General features: G+C 64.4%; 18 protein-coding genes. 11 read left to right on the top strand and 7 right to left on the bottom strand.

Annotated features, from left to right (window positions below):
- The 7 genes from I5W_RS01885 to I5W_RS01855 all read left to right on the top strand — a co-directional run bounded on the left by I5W_RS01885 (window position 1) and on the right by I5W_RS01855 (window position 7920).
- Window positions 1-1539 carry a 3-hydroxyacyl-CoA dehydrogenase gene (locus I5W_RS01885; protein WP_044527978.1) on the top strand — a complete coding sequence of 513 codons (1539 nt, stop codon included), beginning with the start codon at window positions 1-3 and terminating at the stop codon, window positions 1537-1539.
- The gene (gene paaI / locus I5W_RS01880; protein ID WP_044527977.1) at window positions 1532-2008 is read left to right on the top strand and encodes a hydroxyphenylacetyl-CoA thioesterase PaaI; all 477 of its coding nucleotides are present in this window, start codon (window positions 1532-1534) and stop codon (window positions 2006-2008) included. Before I5W_RS01885 ends, paaI begins: the two co-directional genes overlap by 8 nt.
- A gap of 49 nt (window positions 2009-2057) precedes the next feature.
- On the top strand, window positions 2058-3398 hold the full coding sequence (gene paaK, locus I5W_RS01875; protein ID WP_044527976.1) for a phenylacetate--CoA ligase PaaK: 1341 nt from the start codon (window positions 2058-2060) through the stop codon (window positions 3396-3398).
- Between the two features lie 41 nt (window positions 3399-3439).
- On the top strand, window positions 3440-4645 hold the full coding sequence (pcaF, locus tag I5W_RS01870) for a 3-oxoadipyl-CoA thiolase (protein ID WP_044527975.1): 1206 nt from the start codon (window positions 3440-3442) through the stop codon (window positions 4643-4645).
- 11 nt (window positions 4646-4656) lie between these two features.
- Window positions 4657-5433 (top strand): enoyl-CoA hydratase-related protein, encoded by a 777-nt coding sequence (locus I5W_RS01865; RefSeq protein ID WP_374702111.1) that lies wholly within the window; start codon window positions 4657-4659, stop codon window positions 5431-5433.
- 246 nt (window positions 5434-5679) lie between these two features.
- Window positions 5680-6579 carry a class I SAM-dependent methyltransferase gene (locus tag I5W_RS01860; protein ID WP_044527973.1) on the top strand — a complete coding sequence of 300 codons (900 nt, stop codon included), beginning with the start codon at window positions 5680-5682 and terminating at the stop codon, window positions 6577-6579.
- A 222-nt stretch (window positions 6580-6801) separates the two neighbouring features.
- Window positions 6802-7920, top strand: a complete 1119-nt coding sequence (locus I5W_RS01855) for a sensor domain-containing diguanylate cyclase (protein ID WP_044527972.1) — start codon at window positions 6802-6804, stop codon at window positions 7918-7920.
- On the opposite strand, the gene I5W_RS01850 is transcribed toward I5W_RS01855, so the two are convergent.
- The 7 genes from I5W_RS01850 to I5W_RS01820 all read right to left on the bottom strand — a co-directional run bounded on the left by I5W_RS01850 (window position 7921) and on the right by I5W_RS01820 (window position 14037).
- Window positions 7921-8811, bottom strand: a complete 891-nt coding sequence (locus tag I5W_RS01850) for a DMT family transporter (protein WP_044527971.1) — start codon at window positions 8809-8811, stop codon at window positions 7921-7923.
- A gap of 172 nt (window positions 8812-8983) precedes the next feature.
- Window positions 8984-9244, bottom strand: a complete 261-nt coding sequence (locus tag I5W_RS01845) for a YfhL family 4Fe-4S dicluster ferredoxin (protein ID WP_017453730.1) — start codon at window positions 9242-9244, stop codon at window positions 8984-8986.
- Between the two features lie 61 nt (window positions 9245-9305).
- Window positions 9306-9788, bottom strand: coding sequence for a pantetheine-phosphate adenylyltransferase (coaD, locus tag I5W_RS01840; RefSeq protein WP_006461533.1), 483 nt, complete (start codon window positions 9786-9788; stop codon window positions 9306-9308).
- A gap of 36 nt (window positions 9789-9824) precedes the next feature.
- On the bottom strand, window positions 9825-10502 hold the full coding sequence (gene rsmD, locus I5W_RS01835; RefSeq protein ID WP_044527970.1) for a 16S rRNA (guanine(966)-N(2))-methyltransferase RsmD: 678 nt from the start codon (window positions 10500-10502) through the stop codon (window positions 9825-9827).
- A 58-nt stretch (window positions 10503-10560) separates the two neighbouring features.
- Window positions 10561-11925: a M16 family metallopeptidase gene (locus tag I5W_RS01830; protein ID WP_044527969.1), complete on the bottom strand. Its 1365-nt coding sequence runs from the start codon at window positions 11923-11925 to the stop codon at window positions 10561-10563.
- Window positions 11922-12581 carry a ParA family protein gene (locus I5W_RS01825; protein WP_017453727.1) on the bottom strand — a complete coding sequence of 220 codons (660 nt, stop codon included), beginning with the start codon at window positions 12579-12581 and terminating at the stop codon, window positions 11922-11924. Before I5W_RS01825 ends, I5W_RS01830 begins: the two co-directional genes overlap by 4 nt.
- A gap of 76 nt (window positions 12582-12657) precedes the next feature.
- Window positions 12658-14037 carry a M16 family metallopeptidase gene (locus I5W_RS01820; protein WP_044527968.1) on the bottom strand — a complete coding sequence of 460 codons (1380 nt, stop codon included), beginning with the start codon at window positions 14035-14037 and terminating at the stop codon, window positions 12658-12660.
- Window positions 14038-14220: 183 nt separating this feature from the next.
- Between I5W_RS01820 and ftsY the strand changes: the two genes are divergently transcribed.
- The 4 genes from ftsY to I5W_RS01800 all read left to right on the top strand — a co-directional run.
- The gene (gene ftsY, locus I5W_RS01815) at window positions 14221-15369 is read left to right on the top strand and encodes a signal recognition particle-docking protein FtsY (RefSeq protein ID WP_083893439.1); all 1149 of its coding nucleotides are present in this window, start codon (window positions 14221-14223) and stop codon (window positions 15367-15369) included.
- 4 nt (window positions 15370-15373) lie between these two features.
- Window positions 15374-16066 (top strand): cell division ATP-binding protein FtsE, encoded by a 693-nt coding sequence (locus tag I5W_RS01810; RefSeq protein WP_017453724.1) that lies wholly within the window; start codon window positions 15374-15376, stop codon window positions 16064-16066.
- Window positions 16063-16986: a permease-like cell division protein FtsX gene (gene ftsX, locus I5W_RS01805; protein ID WP_044527967.1), complete on the top strand. Its 924-nt coding sequence runs from the start codon at window positions 16063-16065 to the stop codon at window positions 16984-16986. The genes I5W_RS01810 and ftsX overlap by 4 nt, the downstream gene beginning before the upstream one ends.
- Before the next feature lie 497 nt (window positions 16987-17483).
- Window positions 17484-17689 (top strand): sigma-70 factor domain-containing protein (locus I5W_RS01800; RefSeq protein WP_305809650.1); only part of this gene is annotated, 206 nt, incomplete at its 3' end.

Below are 17689 nucleotides of genomic sequence, written 5' to 3'. Positions count from 1 at the left end.
ATGAGCACCCACGAACATCCGCACGCCCTGCCGGCGTCGGCCACGGTAGCCGTGATCGGCAGTGGCACCATGGGCGCCGGCATCGCCCAGGTGGCGGCAGTGGCTGGTCATCCGGTGCTGCTCTATGACAGCCGCGAAGGCGCGGCCACCAAGGCCATCGGCGACATCCGCACCAGCCTCGACAAGCTGGCCAACAAGGAAAAGATCCGTGCAGAGGTGGCGCAGGCGGCCAGCGAACGACTGCGCGTGGCGTCCTCGCTGCAGGAGCTGCGCGAAGCGCGCCTGGTGGTGGAGGCCATCGTCGAACAACTGGCGGCCAAGCAGGAATTGTTCGGCAAGCTGGAAGCCCTGGTCGATGCGCAGTGCATCCTGGCCAGCAATACCTCTTCGCTCTCGATCACCCATATCGGCGCCACGCTGCGCCACCCCGAGCGCCTGGTGGGGATGCACTTCTTCAATCCGGTGCCGCAGATGGCGCTGGTGGAAATCATCCGCGGCCTGGCCAGCGACGCCACCGTGGCGCAATGCGTGTATGACACCGCGCAGGCCTGGGGCAAGCTGCCGGTGTTTGCCAGTTCCACGCCGGGCTTCATCGTCAATCGCCTGGCCCGGCCTTACTATGCCGAAGGCTTGCGCGTGCTGCACGAGCGCGGCGCGCAACCGGCCACCATCGACGCCATCATGCGCGAGTCCGGGGGCTTTCGCATGGGGCCGTTCGAGTTGATGGACCTGATCGGGCATGACGTCAACTTTGCGGTGACGCAGTCGGTGTTCCAGGCCTACTTCAACGATCCACGCTTTACGCCCTCGCTGATCCAGCAGGAACTGGTCCATGCCGGCTACCTGGGCCGCAAGAGCGGGCGCGGTTTCTACCGCTACGGTGCCGATGCCGAGCCGCCCCAGGTGGTGAGCCTGGAACCGTGCAGCCCGCCCACGGTGCCGCTGCAACTGTTCGGTACCCATCCGCTGGTGGAGGTGATCCGCGCGCGCTACAAGGGGCGCGTGGAATACCACCCGCCGCGCGCCGACCATCTGTTGATCAAGGCTGGCCCGGGCCGGCTCTACGTCACCGAAGGCCGCAGCGCCACCCAGCAATCCTACGACTACAACATGCCCGACGTGGTGCTGGTGGACCTGGCGCTGGACTATGCCAAGGCCACCCGCCTGGCCATCACCCGCGCCGATCAATGCCGCGACCGCGCCTATGAAGCGGTGGCGGGCGTGCTGCAGAACTGCGGCTATGCGCTCTCGCCGCTGGCCGACGTACCCGGCATGGTGGTCATGCGTACCGTCTGCATGTTGGTCAACGAGGCCGCCGACGCCGTCAATCAGGGCGTCTGCAGCGTGGCCGACGCCGACCTGGCCATGCAGAAGGGCGTCAACTATCCGCGCGGCCCGCTGGCCTGGGCCGATGCCCTCGGTACCGAGACGGTAGCCAGCGTGCTGCGCCAGCTCAGTGCCACCTATGGCGAAGACCGTTACCGGGTCTCGCCCCTGCTGCAACGTCTGCAAGCTTCCATGAGGAGATTCTATGAGTGAGACCGCCCTGTCATTGCCAAGCAGCGAGATGGACCCGCAAGCCCTGGCCGAGGCCACCGTGCAAGCCATGTATCCGCGCGACAACGCGTCCCAGGGACTGGGCATGAAGATCCTCGAGGTCGGCCCGGGTCATGCGCGCATGAGCATGTTGGTGCGCAGCGACATGCTCAATGGCCACCAGACCTGCCATGGCGGTTTCATCTTCGCCTTGGCCGACAGTACCTTTGCATTTGCCTGCAACAGCCGTAATCTCAACACCGTGGCATCGGGTTGCAGCATCGAGTACGTGGCACCGGCCCTGCGCAACGACGTCCTCACCGCCCAGGCCCAGGAGCGCACGCTGGCCGGACGCACCGGCGTCTATGACATCACCGTGAGCAACCAGGACGGCAAGACCATCGCGCTGTTCCGGGGCAAGTCCTATCGCATCCGGGGCGAGGTGATCACCGGTCTGCCGGCCACCGCTTGACGGCAACAAGACAACAACAAGACCGATTTCAACAGAGACTGGAGACACCATGACCACCCGCACTCCCCAACCCGGCGACCTGGAAGCCATCGAAACCGCCAGCCGCGATGAATTGCAGGCGCTGCAACTGCAACGCCTGAAATGGTCCTTGCAGCACGCCTACGACAACGTGCCGCACTACCGCAATGCCTTCGACCAGGCCGGGGTGCACCCGGACGATCTGAAGAGTTTGTCTGACCTCGCCAAATTCCCCTTCACCACCAAGCAGGACTTGCGCGACCACTATCCCTTTGGTCTGTTTGCCGTGCCGCGCGAACAGGTGGTGCGGGTGCACGCTTCCAGCGGCACCACCGGCAAACCCACCGTGGTGGGCTATACGCAAAACGACATCGACACCTGGGCCACGGTAGTGGCACGCTCCATTCGCGCCGCCGGTGGCCGGCGCGGCGACATCGTGCAGATTTCCTATGGTTATGGCCTGTTCACCGGTGGCTTGGGTGCGCATTATGGCGCCGAGAAACTGGGCTGCACCGTCATCCCCATGTCGGGCGGCCAGACGGAAAAGCAGGTGCAACTGATCCGCGATTTCAAGCCCAGCATCATCATGGTCACGCCCTCCTACATGCTCAACGTGATCGAGGAATTCCAGCGCCAGGGATTGGACCCTGCGGCCAGTTCGCTGAAGGTCGGCATCTTCGGCGCCGAACCCTGGACCGATGCCATGCGTCAGGAGATCCAGCAGCGCGCCGGCATCGATGCGGTGGATATCTATGGCTTGTCCGAAGTGATGGGGCCGGGCGTGGCCAGCGAATGCATCGAGAGCAAGGATGGCCCGGTGATCTGGGAAGACCATTTCTATCCCGAGATCATCGATCCCGATACCGGCGAAGTGCTGCCCGATGGTTCGGAGGGCGAGCTGGTCTTCACCTCGCTCTCCAAGGAAGCCTTGCCGATGATCCGCTACCGCACCCGCGACCTGACGCGCCTCTTGCCGCCGACCTCGCGCTCCATGCGTCGCATCGGCAAGATCACCGGACGCTCGGACGACATGCTCATCATCCGCGGTGTGAATGTGTTCCCGACCCAGATCGAAGAACTGATCCTGAAGCTGCCGCAACTGGCGCCGCAATATCAATTGCAGATCGAACGCCACGGTCACATGGATAGCATGTGCGTCTTCGCCGAGCTGCGCGAGGATGCGTCCAACGAACATGTAGAGGCGCTGGAGAAGGAACTGCAGCACAGCATCAAGACCTACGTCGGCATTTCCACCAAGGTCACGGTGGTGCCGGCCGGGATGATCGAGCGCAGCTCGGTGGGCAAGGCCAAGCGCGTGATCGACCATCGCAAGAAGGCTGAAGCCGCCGCCCCATCGGCGCTGCCGGCCTGATGCCCGGCCCGCAAACACCCTATCCTGGAAGAAAGAGACCTATGCAAGCATTGATTTGTGACGCCATTCGCACGCCCTTCGGTCGCTACGGTGGCGCATTGGGTGCGGTGCGCGCCGACGACCTGGCGGCCGCGCCGATTCGCAGCCTGATGGAGCGCAACCCCGGCGTGGACTGGAGCCGGGTCGATGACATCCTCTACGGCTGCGCCAACCAGGCCGGCGAAGACAACCGCAACGTGGCGCGCATGGCGGGCCTGCTGGCCGGCCTACCCATCGAGGTGCCGGGCACCACCATCAACCGCCTGTGCGGCTCCAGCCTGGATGCGGTGGGCCTGACGGCGCGCGCCATCAAGTCGGGCGAAGTGGAGCTGATGATTGCCGGTGGCGTGGAAAGCATGACGCGCGCGCCCTTCGTGATGGGCAAGGCGGAATCGGCTTTCTCGCGCAGCGCGGCGATCTTCGATACCACCATTGGCTGGCGCTTCGTCAATCCGCTGATGAAGGCGCAATACGGCATCGACTCCATGCCCGAGACGGCCGAGAACGTGGCCACCGATTTCCACATCAACCGCGCCGACCAGGACGCCTTTGCCCTGCGCAGCCAGCAGCGCTGGGCGGCGGCACAGGAGGCCGGCTTCTTCACGGGCGAGATTGCGCCGCTGGCGATCCCGCAGAAGAAGGGCGACCCGCTCATCGTCACCACCGATGAACACCCGCGCCCCGACACCACCCTGGCCATGCTCTCCAAGCTCAAGGGCGTGGTGCGTCCCGATGGGACGGTGACCGCCGGCAATGCCTCCGGCGTCAACGACGGCGCCTGCGCCCTGCTGCTGGCCTCGCCCCAGGCCGCTGACCGGTATCGCCTGCAGCCGCGGGCGCGCGTGCTGGGCATGGCCACGGCCGGGGTGGCGCCGCGCATCATGGGCTTCGGCCCGGCACCGGCGGCGCGCAAGGTGCTGGCCCAAGTCGGGCTGACGCTGGCGCAGATGGACGTGATCGAATTGAACGAAGCCTTTGCCGCACAAGGGCTGGCGGTCACCCGCGAGCTCGGCCTGCCGGACGACGCGGCGCATGTCAATCCGAATGGCGGCGCGATTGCCATCGGCCATCCGCTGGGGGCCTCCGGTGCGCGCCTGGTGACCACCGCCCTCAACCAGTTGGAGCGCACGGGTGGGCGCTATGCGCTATGCACCATGTGCATCGGCGTGGGCCAGGGCATTGCACTGGTGATCGAGCGGGTGGCGTGATGCAGGAGCCATTGCCTCACGACGATATCCTGGTGGCGCGCCACGGTGAGCAGGTGCTGCATCTGAGCTTGAACCGGCCCGCCGTGCGCAATGCCCTGCGCAACCAGAGCCTGCAGGAAATCGTGCAGGAACTGGCGCGTGCCGAGCAGGACGACAGCGTGCGGGTGGTGGTCATCAGCGGCAACGACCAGGCCTTTGCCGCCGGTGCCGATCTCAACGAGATGATCCACAAGGATGCCATCGCCACCCAGCTCGACGTGCGCGCCCAGTACTGGCGCGCCATCGCCCGTTTCCCCAAGCCGCTGCTGGCGGCCGTGAACGGATATGCGCTGGGCGCCGGCTGCGAGCTGTTGATGCACGCCGACATCGCCATCGCCGGACGCAGCGCCCGCATCGGCCAACCGGAAATCAATGTCGGCACCATTCCCGGCGCAGGCGGCACACAGCGCCTGATCCGCACGGTGGGCAAGCCACTGGCCATGAAGATGGTGCTGTCCGGTGAATTCATCACCGCCGAACAAGCCTTGCAGGCCGGGCTGGTGGCCGAGGTGGTGGACGATGACGCCACCCTGCAGCGCAGCCTGGCGCTGGCCACCCGCATCGCCCAGAAGTCGCCACTGGCAGTGCGCCTGGCCAAGGAAGCCATGCTGCAATCCTTCGAGCTGGGGCTGGAGGCGGGCCTGCTGCTGGAACGCAAATCCTTTTCCCTGATGGCCGCCAGCGCCGACCGCCAGGAAGGCATCGCCGCCTTCCAGGAAAAACGCGCAGCCGTCTTCAGCGGTCGCTGACAAACTCGCGGCATCCGGGCTGCGCGCCCGGATGCTTGCAGCCTGGCAACAAGACTAGGGCGCGTTACTTCACGAGCTTGGTAGCCGGATCGGGTAAAATGCCCGGCCACGGCGCAATTCGGTTCCCCTTCTTCATATCCGCTTCAGGAGACCGTTCGGACTGGACAGTTCCGAATGACGGGATGCCGATCCTGCCCCCATACCAACCCGCCGGCTCACGCGCCGGCCCTTCGCCAGTGCAGCACCATGAGCAAGCCATCCTCCCCCGCCTCCGGCCGATCGCAGCGCCGCGCCAAACCCGTCGCAGAGAGCGCGCCGCAGGCGCATGAGATCCGCCCCGGGCAGTCCATCGAACTGTTGAAGGAACTGCACATTCTGACCCGCGACGGCAAGCTCAACCAGGACAGCCGCCGCAAGTTGAAGCAGGTCTATCACCTCTACCAATTCATCGAACCGCTGCTGCAGGAAGTGCTGGCCGACCACCCGGACGTGTCCCTGGTGGACCACGGGGCGGGCAAGTCCTATCTCGGTTTCATCCTCTACGACCTGTTCTTCAAGGGTCTGGCCGGCGCGCCCCACATCTACGGCATCGAGACCCGCGAAGAACTGGTGCGCAAGTCCGAAGAGCTGGCGGCACGCCTGGGCTTTGGCGGCATGTCCTTCCTCAACCTGTCGGTGGCCGATTCGATCAGCTCGCCCAGCCTGCCCGAGAGCATCGACGTGGTCACCGCGCTGCACGCCTGCGACACCGCCACCGACGACGCCATCCATTTCGCCCTGGCCAAGCAGGCCCGCTTCATCGTCCTGGTGCCCTGCTGCCAGGCCGAGGTGGCCTCGGTACTGAACCGCAACAAGGGCAAGTCGCTGGCCAATTCGCTCACCGAAATCTGGCGCCATCCGCTGCATACCCGCGAATTCGGCAGCCAGGTGACCAATGTGCTGCGCTGCCTGCAACTGGAGGCGCATGGCTACAAGGTCAGCGTGACCGAGCTGGTGGGCTGGGAACATTCGATGAAGAACGAGTTGATCATTGCACAATACCGCGACCTGCCGCGCCGCCGTCCGGCCGAGCGCCTGCAGGAGGTGTTGCGCACGCTGGGGCTGGAAGAGATGCAGACGCGCTTTTTTGCGTCTGCGGCCGCATAAGCCGGGCCGCCAGCCTGGGCAAGGACAGGAACGCTTCTTGCTGGCCATCACAGGCGTGGTGCGCAGCTATCAAGCTGGCGCCTTGGCTGCCGATATAGTTGGATTGCGTCAGATCGCGTCACATGCAGTAGGCCGCACGTCATGAGCGTGGCAGGCCGCAGGGGGACCGGGCAACCGGTTTGGGCGAGGGCCGGCGATGCGCCGGAAAATGCAGATGAGCACATGAGATCGACCATCGAGATGGAATCGCTGATTGCCGACAACGAACAACTGAGGAGCGAACTGCAGGATCTGCTGCAGCAGGCGCACATCAATCAATCCATCATCGAGCGCCACCAGGCCTTCGACCTGAAACTGATCGGCGCCAGCCAGTTCCGCGAACTGATCGAGGTGATGCTGACCGTGATGCCGGGCGTGTTCAGCCTGGAGACCGTGACCTTGTCGCTGATCGATCACGACCATGGTATCCAGCACATCCTGCGCGACCTGCAGATCGGCGTGAACGAATTTCCCAAGCTGCTGTTCCTGAAGGATCCGCTGCACTTCATCGACGACAAAGATGCGCTGGAAAGCGAGAAACCGCGCCTGGGGGAATATGTCTCGGCGCTGCACGGCCCGCTGTTCCCGCATTACGAGCCGGTGAGCGTGGCGGTGCTGCCGCTGGTGCGCCAGCATCGGCTGCTGGGCTATCTGTCGCTGGGCAGCGCCTATCAGGAGCGCTTTACCCGTACCCTGGCCACCGACTTCATCCAGCGCCTGGCCACGGTGGCAGCGATCTGCCTGGAAAACGTCATCAACAATGAGCGCCTCAAGCACATCGGCCTGACCGATCCGCTGACCGGGGTCAACAACCGCCGCTACATCGAGCAGCGCATGGCCGAAGAGGTGGCGCGCAGCCAGCGGGATCGTTCGGCCTTGTCTTGCCTGTTCATCGACATCGACCACTTCAAGCGCGTCAACGACCAGTTCGGCCACCAGAGCGGCGATGATGTGCTGCGCGAAGTGGCTGTGCGCATCAAGAAGGAACTGCGCCTGTCGGATGCGCTGGGCCGCTACGGCGGGGAAGAGTTCGTAGTGCTGTTGACGCACGCCACGCGCGACGATGCGGTGCGCATTGCCGAACGTATCCGCGCCGGCATCTGCAGCCGCGGCGTGATGATCGAGGGTTCGCGCGATCCCTTGAAGATCACCGCCTCCATCGGTGCGGCGTCGTTGTCACCGCCGGATCGCGGGCGCCCGGCGGCGGACGTCAAGCAAGCCATGCTCAAGGCCGCCGACCAGGCCCTGTACCAGGCCAAGGAAGCCGGCCGCAATCGCGTAGTGCAGGCCGCCAGCGACTGATCAGGCCGCCTGCGCGGCGACGCGGCGCTCACGCACGATCCACGGCGCGGCGATGATGAGGATGCCGCCCACCAGGTCCTGCACGCGCAGTTCAGCCGCCCCCAGGGCCCAGGAGGAGAGGCTGGCCACCAGGATCTCGGTCAACATCACCACTGCCGTGATATTGGCCGGCAGGCGCGAGACGCCATATTGCAGGCACAGGTTGGAGAACAGGAACAACAACGCCCACACCCCCACCACCGGCGCGGCAGCAGCCGACACCTGCAGCGGCCAGGCGATCATCCCCGAGAGCGACAGCAGCAGCCCCAACAAGGTAGCCAACAGACCACTGCCGGCCAGCATGGCGACGGCGCGCGCACCATCGGAGGACAGTCCGTGCATCCGCCGCAGCAAGACATTGGTGAAGGCAAACAGCAAGCCGGCTGCCAACGCCATCCAGTCCGGCAGGCTGCGCGGCAGCGGAATGCCCAGCCGCGGCTGGTACAGCACGATGAAGGCGCCAGCCAGGCCCAGCGCCACGCGGGCCAGGGAGCGCGGGGTGATGGCTTCGTGCAGCACCAGGCGCGCCAGGATCACGGTCCAGACCGGCATCAGGTAGAACAGCAAGACCACCCGCACCACGTCACCATAGGCCACGGCAACATTGAAGGCGCAGTTGGTCAGGCCCGTGGCCAGGCCCACGCACAGCAGGGCCGGATGGCGCCACAGTTGCGGCAGGTCGCGGTAGCGCAGGGTCAGCAGCAGCAAGGCGCAGAGGCCGAAGATGGCGGCCGTGGCCCAGACCGGGTGCAGGCCCATGCCTTCGAGCGCACGCGTGCCGGTCCAGGACAGGCCCCAGATGGTGGTGTTGAGCAGCAGCGCCGCGACGGCGGGCTTGGGCAGGTGTTGCATGTTGTTCCTTGGGATGACAGCGCTAGCGAGCAACTAGGGAGCAACTAGCGGGCATTAAGGCTGGCTTATGGCTCACCGAGAGTGCATTAAGAAAACCAAAATGCCGTTCAGTGCAACACTGAACGGCATCTCGGCAGACCACCGCAGGGCTAGCAGGGCCAGATGAGCAGACTCAACTGCCCTTGGCCTCGGCCTGCAAGCGTTCGTACTTGTCCATCAACTGCTCGCGGCTTTCGCGCCAGGCCGGGTTGAAGGGGATGCAGGCGACCGGGCAGACCTGCTGGCACTGCGGCTCGTCGAAGTGGCCGACGCACTCGGTGCATTTGCCCGGATCGATCTCGTAGATCTGCGGCCCCATATAGATCGCCTCATTGGGGCATTCCGGTTCGCACACGTCGCAGTTGATGCAATCGTCGGTAATCATCAGTGCCATGGCTGCACCTCGCTTGCTTGAAACATCATTGCCCTACCTTTACCTCTTGGGAACGCCAGCCTTATTGCTTGGCGATCTTTTCCTTCAGCCATTTTTCGACCGAAGGGAACACGAACTTGGACACATCGCCGCCCAACTGGGCGATTTCGCGCACGATGGTGCCGGAGATGAACTGGTACTGGTCAGACGGCGTCAGGAACAGGGTTTCCACGTCCGGCAACAGATAGCGGTTCATGCCGGCCATCTGGAATTCATATTCGAAGTCCGAGACCGCGCGCAGGCCGCGCACGATGACGCGGGCATTGTTCTGGCGCACGAAATCCTTCAACAGGCCAGAAAAACTCTCGACCTGGACATTGGGATAGTGGCCCAGTACTTCATTGGCAATCGACAGACGCTCTTCGAGCGAAAAGAAAGGCTTCTTGTTCTTGCTGTCGGCTACGCCCACGACCAGCTTGTCGAACAGTCCGGAGGCGCGGCGGACCAGGTCCTCATGCCCACGCGTCAACGGATCGAAGGTCCCCGGATATACAGCTGTGACCATGGTGTCTCCTCACCGGCTATTGAATAAGAAGGCGCATTATGCCTCAATTTGGGCGCTGCTTTTGCGTTGCAATAAATGATAGAAGACCATGCCGGCCTGGTCGGCGCGCACCACTTCCCAGGCTTGCATCCAGGCGGGGGCCTGCGCGCCGTGGAGCGCATATTCGGCCTCGACGTAGACCAGGCCGGAGGGCGTGAGCAATGACATGCACGCTGGCAACACTTTTTCCAGCCAGCCCTGGTGGTACGGCGGGTCGATAAAGACCAGGCTGAAGCCGCCCGGTTCGCGCTGGGCGGCGTTCTGTACCGCGGCCAGGGCGTCGCCTCGCACGATGGCGATGCTCTCGGCCTTGAGCTTGGCGCGGTTGGCTTCCAGCTGGCGCACCGCCGGTCCATTGTTTTCCACCATCACCACGCGCCGTGCGCCACGGCTGGCGGCTTCGAAACCGAGCGCACCGGAGCCGGCAAACAGGTCCAGGCAGGCCACTTGCTCCCAGTTGGCATCGATCAGGTGGGTGATCCAGTTGAAGACGGTCTCGCGCACACGGTCAGGCGTGGGGCGCAGGCCCTCGGCCTCCAGCACCGGCAGCGGCGTGCGCTTCCACTGGCCACCGATGATGCGCACCTGGTGCGGGCCACGGTTGACCGGTCGGGCCGGCTTGCTACCTTGACCGGCAGGGCGGGGGCTGGATTTGGGGGAACTGCTCTTGCGCATGAATTTCCTTGCTGCAAACAGGCTTGGCCGTCGAACTGAGATGAATGATTGAAATGATTTACTGCGTGCCTTCGCCGACGATGACGGTGGACAACGCCTGCGGATGCACATGCTTGCGGAAGGCAGCGCGCACATCCTGCACGCTCACAGCGCGAACGCGCTCTATCCAGTGCTCCAGGTAATCCAGCGGCAAGCCGTAGAAGCCGATCACGGCCAGGTTTTCCAGCAGCTTGGCATTGCTGTCGATGCGCAGGGCGAAGCCGCCGGTCAGGTTGTCCTTGGCAGCCTTGAGCTCGGCGGAGGTGGGGCCTTCCTGCAGGAACCTGTCGAGCGTGGCGCGGGTCACGCGCAGGGCTTCGGCGGTCTGTTCCTTCTTGGTCTGCAAGCCAATCTGGAACGGGCCCGGCTGGGCCAGGGGCGAAAAACCGCTATAGACGCTGTAGCTCAAGCCGCGCTTTTCACGCACCTCATCGGTCAGGCGCGAGACGAAACCGCCACCGCCCAGCACGTAATTGCCCACCGTCAATGCGAAGAAATCCGGGTCGCCACGCTGCAGGGCCGGCGCGCCGATCAAGATGTGCGATTGCGAGGCCGGGTGGGCGATGCGCTGCTCGCCGCCCTGGGGCGCGAGCACCGGCGGCAGCGCCGGCAGGGCGGCGCCTTGCGGTAGCGCGCGCGTGAGGGCGCTGGCCATGGTGCGCGCCTGCTCCGGGGTGATGTCGCCGATCATGGCGATGACGGCGCGGTTGGCCACGTAATGGCTGCGGTGGAAGGCCAGCAGGTCGTCGCGGGTGATGGCTTGCAGGGTGGCGGGGCTGGCCTCGATGGCATACGGGTGATGACCGTAGGCGGCTTGCATGAAGGCTTTTTCGGCGATGGCTTCAGGCTTGGTCAGTTCCTCCTTGAGGTTGGCGATGCTCAGGGCGCGGTCACGCTCCAACGCCGCCTGCGGGAAGCTGGGCTGGGCCAGGATGCGCGCCAGCAGGCCCAGCGCGGCATCGCGCTCGGTCGGCGAAGACAGGGTGCGCAGACTCACGCCGGCCCGGTCCTGGCCGGCGCCGCCCTGCTGCTGGGCCGCAACGTCGGCAAAGCCGTCCAGGATCTGCGCTTCGGTCAGGGCCGGCTCGCCATCGGCGGCCTGCACACCGCGTGTGAGGCTGGCCACGGTCAGTTCGGCCAGGCCGGCCTTGGCGGCCGGGTCACGGCGACGGCCGGCGTCGAACTGCACGCTCACGTCCAGCATGGGAATGGCATGATTGCTCACCAGCAGCACGCGCGCGCCATCGGGCTGGGTCCAGGACTGGATGGCCAGGGCGGCCTGGGCCGAGGCACTGAGCAGCAGGGCCAGCGGCAGCAGGAGCAGGGTGAAGGTCTTTTTCATGGAAGACGGGAAGATCGAGCCGAAGTAGAAGTGGCCCATCATTGGCCCTCTTCCTTGCCACTGTCATGGGCCGGGCGTCGGTCCAGCCATTGCAGGATCGGTTCCCATTGCTCCAGGTCGCGCTGTACGCGCGAGGGCGCGATATCCCACAGGGTCAGGCCGTGGGCAGCCAGTTGGACGTAGTTCTGGGTATCGCGCAGATAGCCCAGCACCGGCAGCTTCAGGCCTTCGATGAAGCGCTGCAGTTGCTCGGCCGAGCGGGTGCGCGCATCCACCCTCATGCCGACGATGCCGACATCGATCTCGCCATCGCGCACCGCCTTTTCATTGGCCAGGCGACGCAGGAAATCCTGGGTGGCCAGGATGTCGAAGATCGAGGGTTGCAGCGGCACCAGGATCTTGTGGGCCAGTTTGAGGGTGTCGTTGAGGCGCCAGCCGTGCAGTCCGGCCGGGGTGTCGAGCACCACGTGGCTGGTGCCTTTGGGGGGCTTGGCGACGTTGTCTTCACTCACGTCCCAGGTGGCGATGGGGCGCGCCTGCTCAGGACGGATCGCCAGCCAGGCGCGCGAGGACTGCTGGCGGTCGATGTCGCCCAGCAGCACGCCATGGCCCTGGCTGGCGAAATAGCCGGCCAGGTTGGTGGCCAGGGTGGTCTTGCCTACGCCTCCCTTGGGATTGGCAACGACGATGACAGGCATGTTTTCCTCCGAGAAGAACAGCAAAAGAACAATAAAGCCGATCGGCTATCGGATTGGGGTGTGGTAGATCAAGGCTTCAGTGCAACAGCCCGGCCGGGGGCGCGGCGGGCTTCTTGCCCTCCAGCGGCAGCGGCACCAGCGTGGCCACGGTCAGGGTATCGTCCTTGAAATATTTCTGCGCCACCGCCTGCACCTGGGCCGCGGTCACGCTCTTGAGGCGCTCGATGAGACGGTCGATATTCTGCTGGCCCAGGCCGATGGTCTCCATCATGCCCATTTCCATGGCCTGGCCGAAGACCGAATCACGCTTGTAGATCTGGGAGGCGATCAATTGCCTCTTCACGCGCTGCAATTCCTGTTCGGATACGCCTTCGCGGGCGATGCGCTCGACCTCGGCGCGCAGCAGGCCTTCCAGTTCTTCGGTGCTGACGCCATTGGCCGGGCTGCCTTCCAGCGTGAACAGCACCGGGCCGCGCGCCACGCCGCTATAGCTGGCGCCCACTGCGGTGGCCTTGCTGGCGGTACGCACCAGTTGGGCGCTCAGGCGTGCATTGTCGTAGCCATCGAGCACCGCCGAGAGCACGTCCAGGGCGTAGGCATCCTGGTCCGCTTCGACCTGGCGCAAGGCCGGTACCTTCCAGGCCATCACCACATAGGGATTCTCGGCCGGGGCCTTGACGGTGACGCGGCGCATCCCGCGTTGCTCGGGCTCGTTCTGCGGCTTGCCCTGCGGCAGGGGGTGGGCGGGGATCTTGCCGAAATATTTCCTGGCCAGCGCCAGCACGCGCTGCGGCTCGACATCGCCGGCCACCACCAGGGTGGCGTTGTTGGGGGCATACCATTGGCGGTACCAGTGGGCGATGTCCTGTACCGTCATGTGCTGCAGGTCATCCATCCAGCCCACGACCGGATGATGATAGGGATGGGCGGTCCAGGCGGCGGCATTCAAGGCTTCGTTCAACAGGCCCATGGGCTGGTCATCGGTGCGCCAGCGGCGCTCTTCCATGATGACGCGGATTTCCTTGGCGAACTCGTTGGCATCGAATTGCAGATTGGCCATGCGGTCGGCTTCCAGCGCCATCACCTGTTCCAGGTGGCTCTTTTCGATCTGCTGGAAATAGGCGGTGAAGTCGTTGGCGGTGAAGGCATTTTCCTGGCCGCCCAGTTCCGCCACCAGGCGGCTGAATTCGCCGACCTTGTGCTGCTTCGTGCCCTTGAACATCATGTGTTCCAGCGCGTGCGACACCCCTGTGGTGCCATTGAGTTCATCGATGCCACCCACCTTGTACCAGACCATCTGCACCGCCGTAGGCGCGCGCCGGTCTTGCTTGACGATGAGCTTCAAGCCATTGCCCAGCACGAACTCCTGCGCCGGCTCGGCTTGCACCTGGGGCGCGGTGCCGGCGAGCAGGCTCAACAGGGCGCTGGCCAGGAGGGCTCTGATCTTCGATTTCATGGGCTGTGCTCTGATAAAATGCAGGATTCATTGACCCTGGCGGCCATGCGCGGGTCTTGTGGAGGGGGCAATTGTAACCTGTGTCACCTGTCCACTGCGGTGCTCAGGGCAGCCAGGCGCCTGTCTTCCCACCCTCCCCTCCTGCCGCCCGGCCGCAGCACAATCCAGCCTATCCGCCATCCGATGTTCAGTTTCTTCAAGAGAAAACCCAAACCGGAAGCGCAACCCGCGCTGCCACCCCAGGCCGAACCGGCGCCTGCTCCTGCCGTCCCTGCTGCTCCTATGGCGCCTGTAGCGCCTGCTGCCATTGCTGACATCCCCGCCGCCCCGGTCGCTGCGGCACCCGCAAGCCAGCCGGCACCGCCACCCGAGCCGATGGCCGCCAGCGAGGAAGAGGTCGAGATCGTGGCCGCCCCGGAACCCGCGCCCGAGGCCAAGCGCTCCTGGCTCTCGCGCCTCAAGGCCGGCCTGTCCAAGACCTCCAGCAACCTGACCACGCTCTTCGTCGGGGCGCGCATTGATGAAGATTTGTACGAGGAGCTGGAGTCGGCCCTGCTGGTATCGGACGCCGGGGTCGAAGCCACCCAGTGGCTGCTGGCCGAACTGAAGAAAAAGGTCAAGAACGAGCGCCTCACCGAAGCCGCCCAGGTGCGCACCGCCCTGCGTACCCTGTTGATCGACCTGCTGCAGCCGCTGCAGCGCCCGCTGGTGCTGGATCGCGCCAAGCCGCTGGTGATGATGATTGCCGGCGTCAACGGTGCCGGCAAGACCACCACCATCGGCAAGCTGGCGCTGCATCTGCAGGCGCATGGCCAGTCGGTGCTGCTGGCGGCCGGCGACACCTTCCGCGCCGCCGCCCGCGAGCAACTGGCGGTCTGGGGCGAACGCAACAACGTCCAGGTGATCGCCCAGGAGTCGGGCGACCCGGCGGCGGTGGCTTATGACTCGGTGCATTCGGCGCAGGCGCGCGGCACCCATGTGGTGATGGTCGATACTGCGGGCCGTCTGCCCACGCAATTGCACCTGATGGATGAACTCAAGAAGATCAAGCGGGTCATTGCCAAGGCGATGTCCTCGGCGCCGCACGAAGTGCTGCTGGTCATCGATGGCAACACCGGCCAGAATGCCCTGGCGCAAGTGAAGGCCTTCGATGATGCGCTGGGGTTGACCGGCCTGGTGGTGACCAAGCTGGATGGCACGGCCAAGGGCGGCATCCTGGCGGCCATCGCCAAGACCCGCCCGGTGCCGCTGTACTTCATCGGCGTGGGCGAAAAGATCGAAGACCTGCAACCCTTCAACGCCACTGAATTCGTCGATGCCCTCCTGAGTTGAACCGATGATTGAATTTACCCGGGTTTCCAAGCAATACGCGCGCGAGGTCTATGCCCTGCGCGACATCACGTTGTCGGTGAAGAAGGGCGAATTGATCTTTCTGGCCGGCCCTTCCGGCGCCGGCAAATCGACGCTGCTGAAGATGATCGCGGCCATCGAGCGCCCCACCTCGGGCAAGCTCACCGTCAGCGGCACCGACATCGTCGGGCTCAAGGCGTCCGGCCTGCCGTATCTGCGGCGCAACCTGGGGCTGATCTTCCAGCAGCAGAAACTCTTGCTGGACCGCAACCTGCTGGCCAACGTGATGCTGCCGCTGATCGTGACCGGCTCCTCCCGCCCGGACGCCGAAAAACGCGCCCGCGCCGCGCTGGACAAGGTCGACCTGCTGGGCAAGGCCATGTGCGAGCCGCTGGAGCTCTCCGGTGGCGAGCAGCAGCGGGTGGCCATTGCGCGCGCCATCGTCAACCGGCCGCAGATCATCCTGGCCGACGAACCCACCGCCAACCTGGACCGGGCCAATGCCAACAAGGTGCTGGCGGCGCTCAAATCCTTCCACGGCGTAGGCGTGACCTGCCTGATCTCGACCCACGACGAACAATTCCTCACCGGTGCCGACCGCATCATCTACCTGGACCGGGGCCGCATCGTCGATGGCTGGCACAACGGCGTAGCCAATCCCGTGGAGGTATCGCCATGAACTGGCTGCGACAGCATTGCGCCGCGATTGCGGACGCCCTGCGCCACCTGCTGCGCTCGCCGGGCAATTTCGTCTTGAACGTGCTGGTGGTGTCGATTGCGCTGGCGCTGCCCTTTGCCGGCCTGTCGGCGCTGGAGAACGTGCGGCCGATCTCGGACCAGATGTCAGTGGAGCCCGAGATCAGCATCTTCATGAAGCCCGACGCCAGCCGCGAGGCGGCCCAGGCGGTGGGCAAGACCATCAGCCAGGTATTGAAGGACAGCAAGACCAATGGCCAGGTCGAGTTCATCCCGCGCGAGAAGGCCTTCGAGACCTTGAAGAGCAAGACCGGCCTGGCCGACGTGCTCAACACGCTGGGCAGCAACCCGCTGCCGGACAGCTACGTGGTGCGCCTGCCGGGCTTCGAAAACGCCATGAACGCCGGCCGGGTGGATGACATCGCCCGACAACTGAAGAAGGAAGCGGGCGTGGATACGGTGCAGATCGATTCCGAGTGGGTCAAGCGGCTGGCGGCATTGCTGCGCATCCTGCGGCTGGTGCTGCTGTTCCTGGGGATCACGCTGGGGGCGGTGGTGGTGGCCGTGGTGTTCAACACGATACGCCTGCAGGTGATGACGCAGCGCGATGAAATCGAGGTCTCGCGCCTGTTCGGTGCGACCAATTCCTTCATTTATCGGCCCTTCTATTACACCGGTGCGTTGCTGGGACTGTGTGCCGGGCTGGTGGCGCTGGGGCTGGTGGTGGCGGCGCAACAACCGCTGAACGAAGCCATTCTGGATTTTGCCCACTTATATGCATCGGAATTCCAGCTGGCCCTGCCCAGCCCCATGGCCATCGGCCTGCTGCTGGCGGTGAGCGGCTTGCTGGGCTTGTTCGGGGCGATGCTGTCGGTGCGCAGGCAGTTGGCGCGCAAGGCTTGAGTCGATGACAAGGCCCGCTGGTGCGGGCCCGTTTGCTTCATATATGAACATTTGGACCGACATGGTCCGCCCACAATATCTTCCCGCCTGATCCGTCTACAGGTATGTGAAGAAAAGCGCTTAGTCCCCACTCTTCCCGCCTTGCATCCTGAGCGCTTCCCGCTCCTTGCGCGCTGCAAAAATTGTTACAAGTTTCTCGCCCCGTTTTGACTCCAATCGCAACTTCTGTCGTCCAAAGGCGACTAATATGAAGGGGAAACAATGCAATGACTAGCTGGACAGCAATAGAGGGTATCTATCAGAGCTTCACTATCATGCTATTAGCACTCTTGGGTGTCGAGTGCTAGAATACCTTATCGAATTGCTCCAGTTTTAGTTGAGCACTGCACCAAACAGCATCTGGCCACGTTGGCCAAGCCGGGGAAGTTGGCTACATTCCCCCCCGGCACCCGAACCTACCGCTTCATACTGTTTCCGTGAGGAACCAAGGAGAATCCATGAAAACTGCGTCTGCACACACTGCACTCATGCCTGCCGAGTCCAATGCACTCGCGCTGGGTTTTTCCGGCAGCCTGGGCAATATCGACGCGTATATCTCGGCAGTGAACCGCCTGCCCATGCTGACCCAGGAAGAAGAGGTCAAGCTGGCGCGCGACCTGCGCGAAAAGAACGACCTGGGCGCCGCCCAAAAGATGGTGTTGTC

It is taken from the genome of Herbaspirillum sp. B65, from assembly GCF_000333555.1.
In the GTDB taxonomy this organism is placed as follows: Bacteria; Pseudomonadota; Gammaproteobacteria; order Burkholderiales; family Burkholderiaceae_D; genus Herbaspirillum; species Herbaspirillum rubrisubalbicans.
The sequence above is the reverse complement of the archived record's forward strand: the minus strand, read 5'-3'. Positions and strand labels throughout refer to the sequence as shown.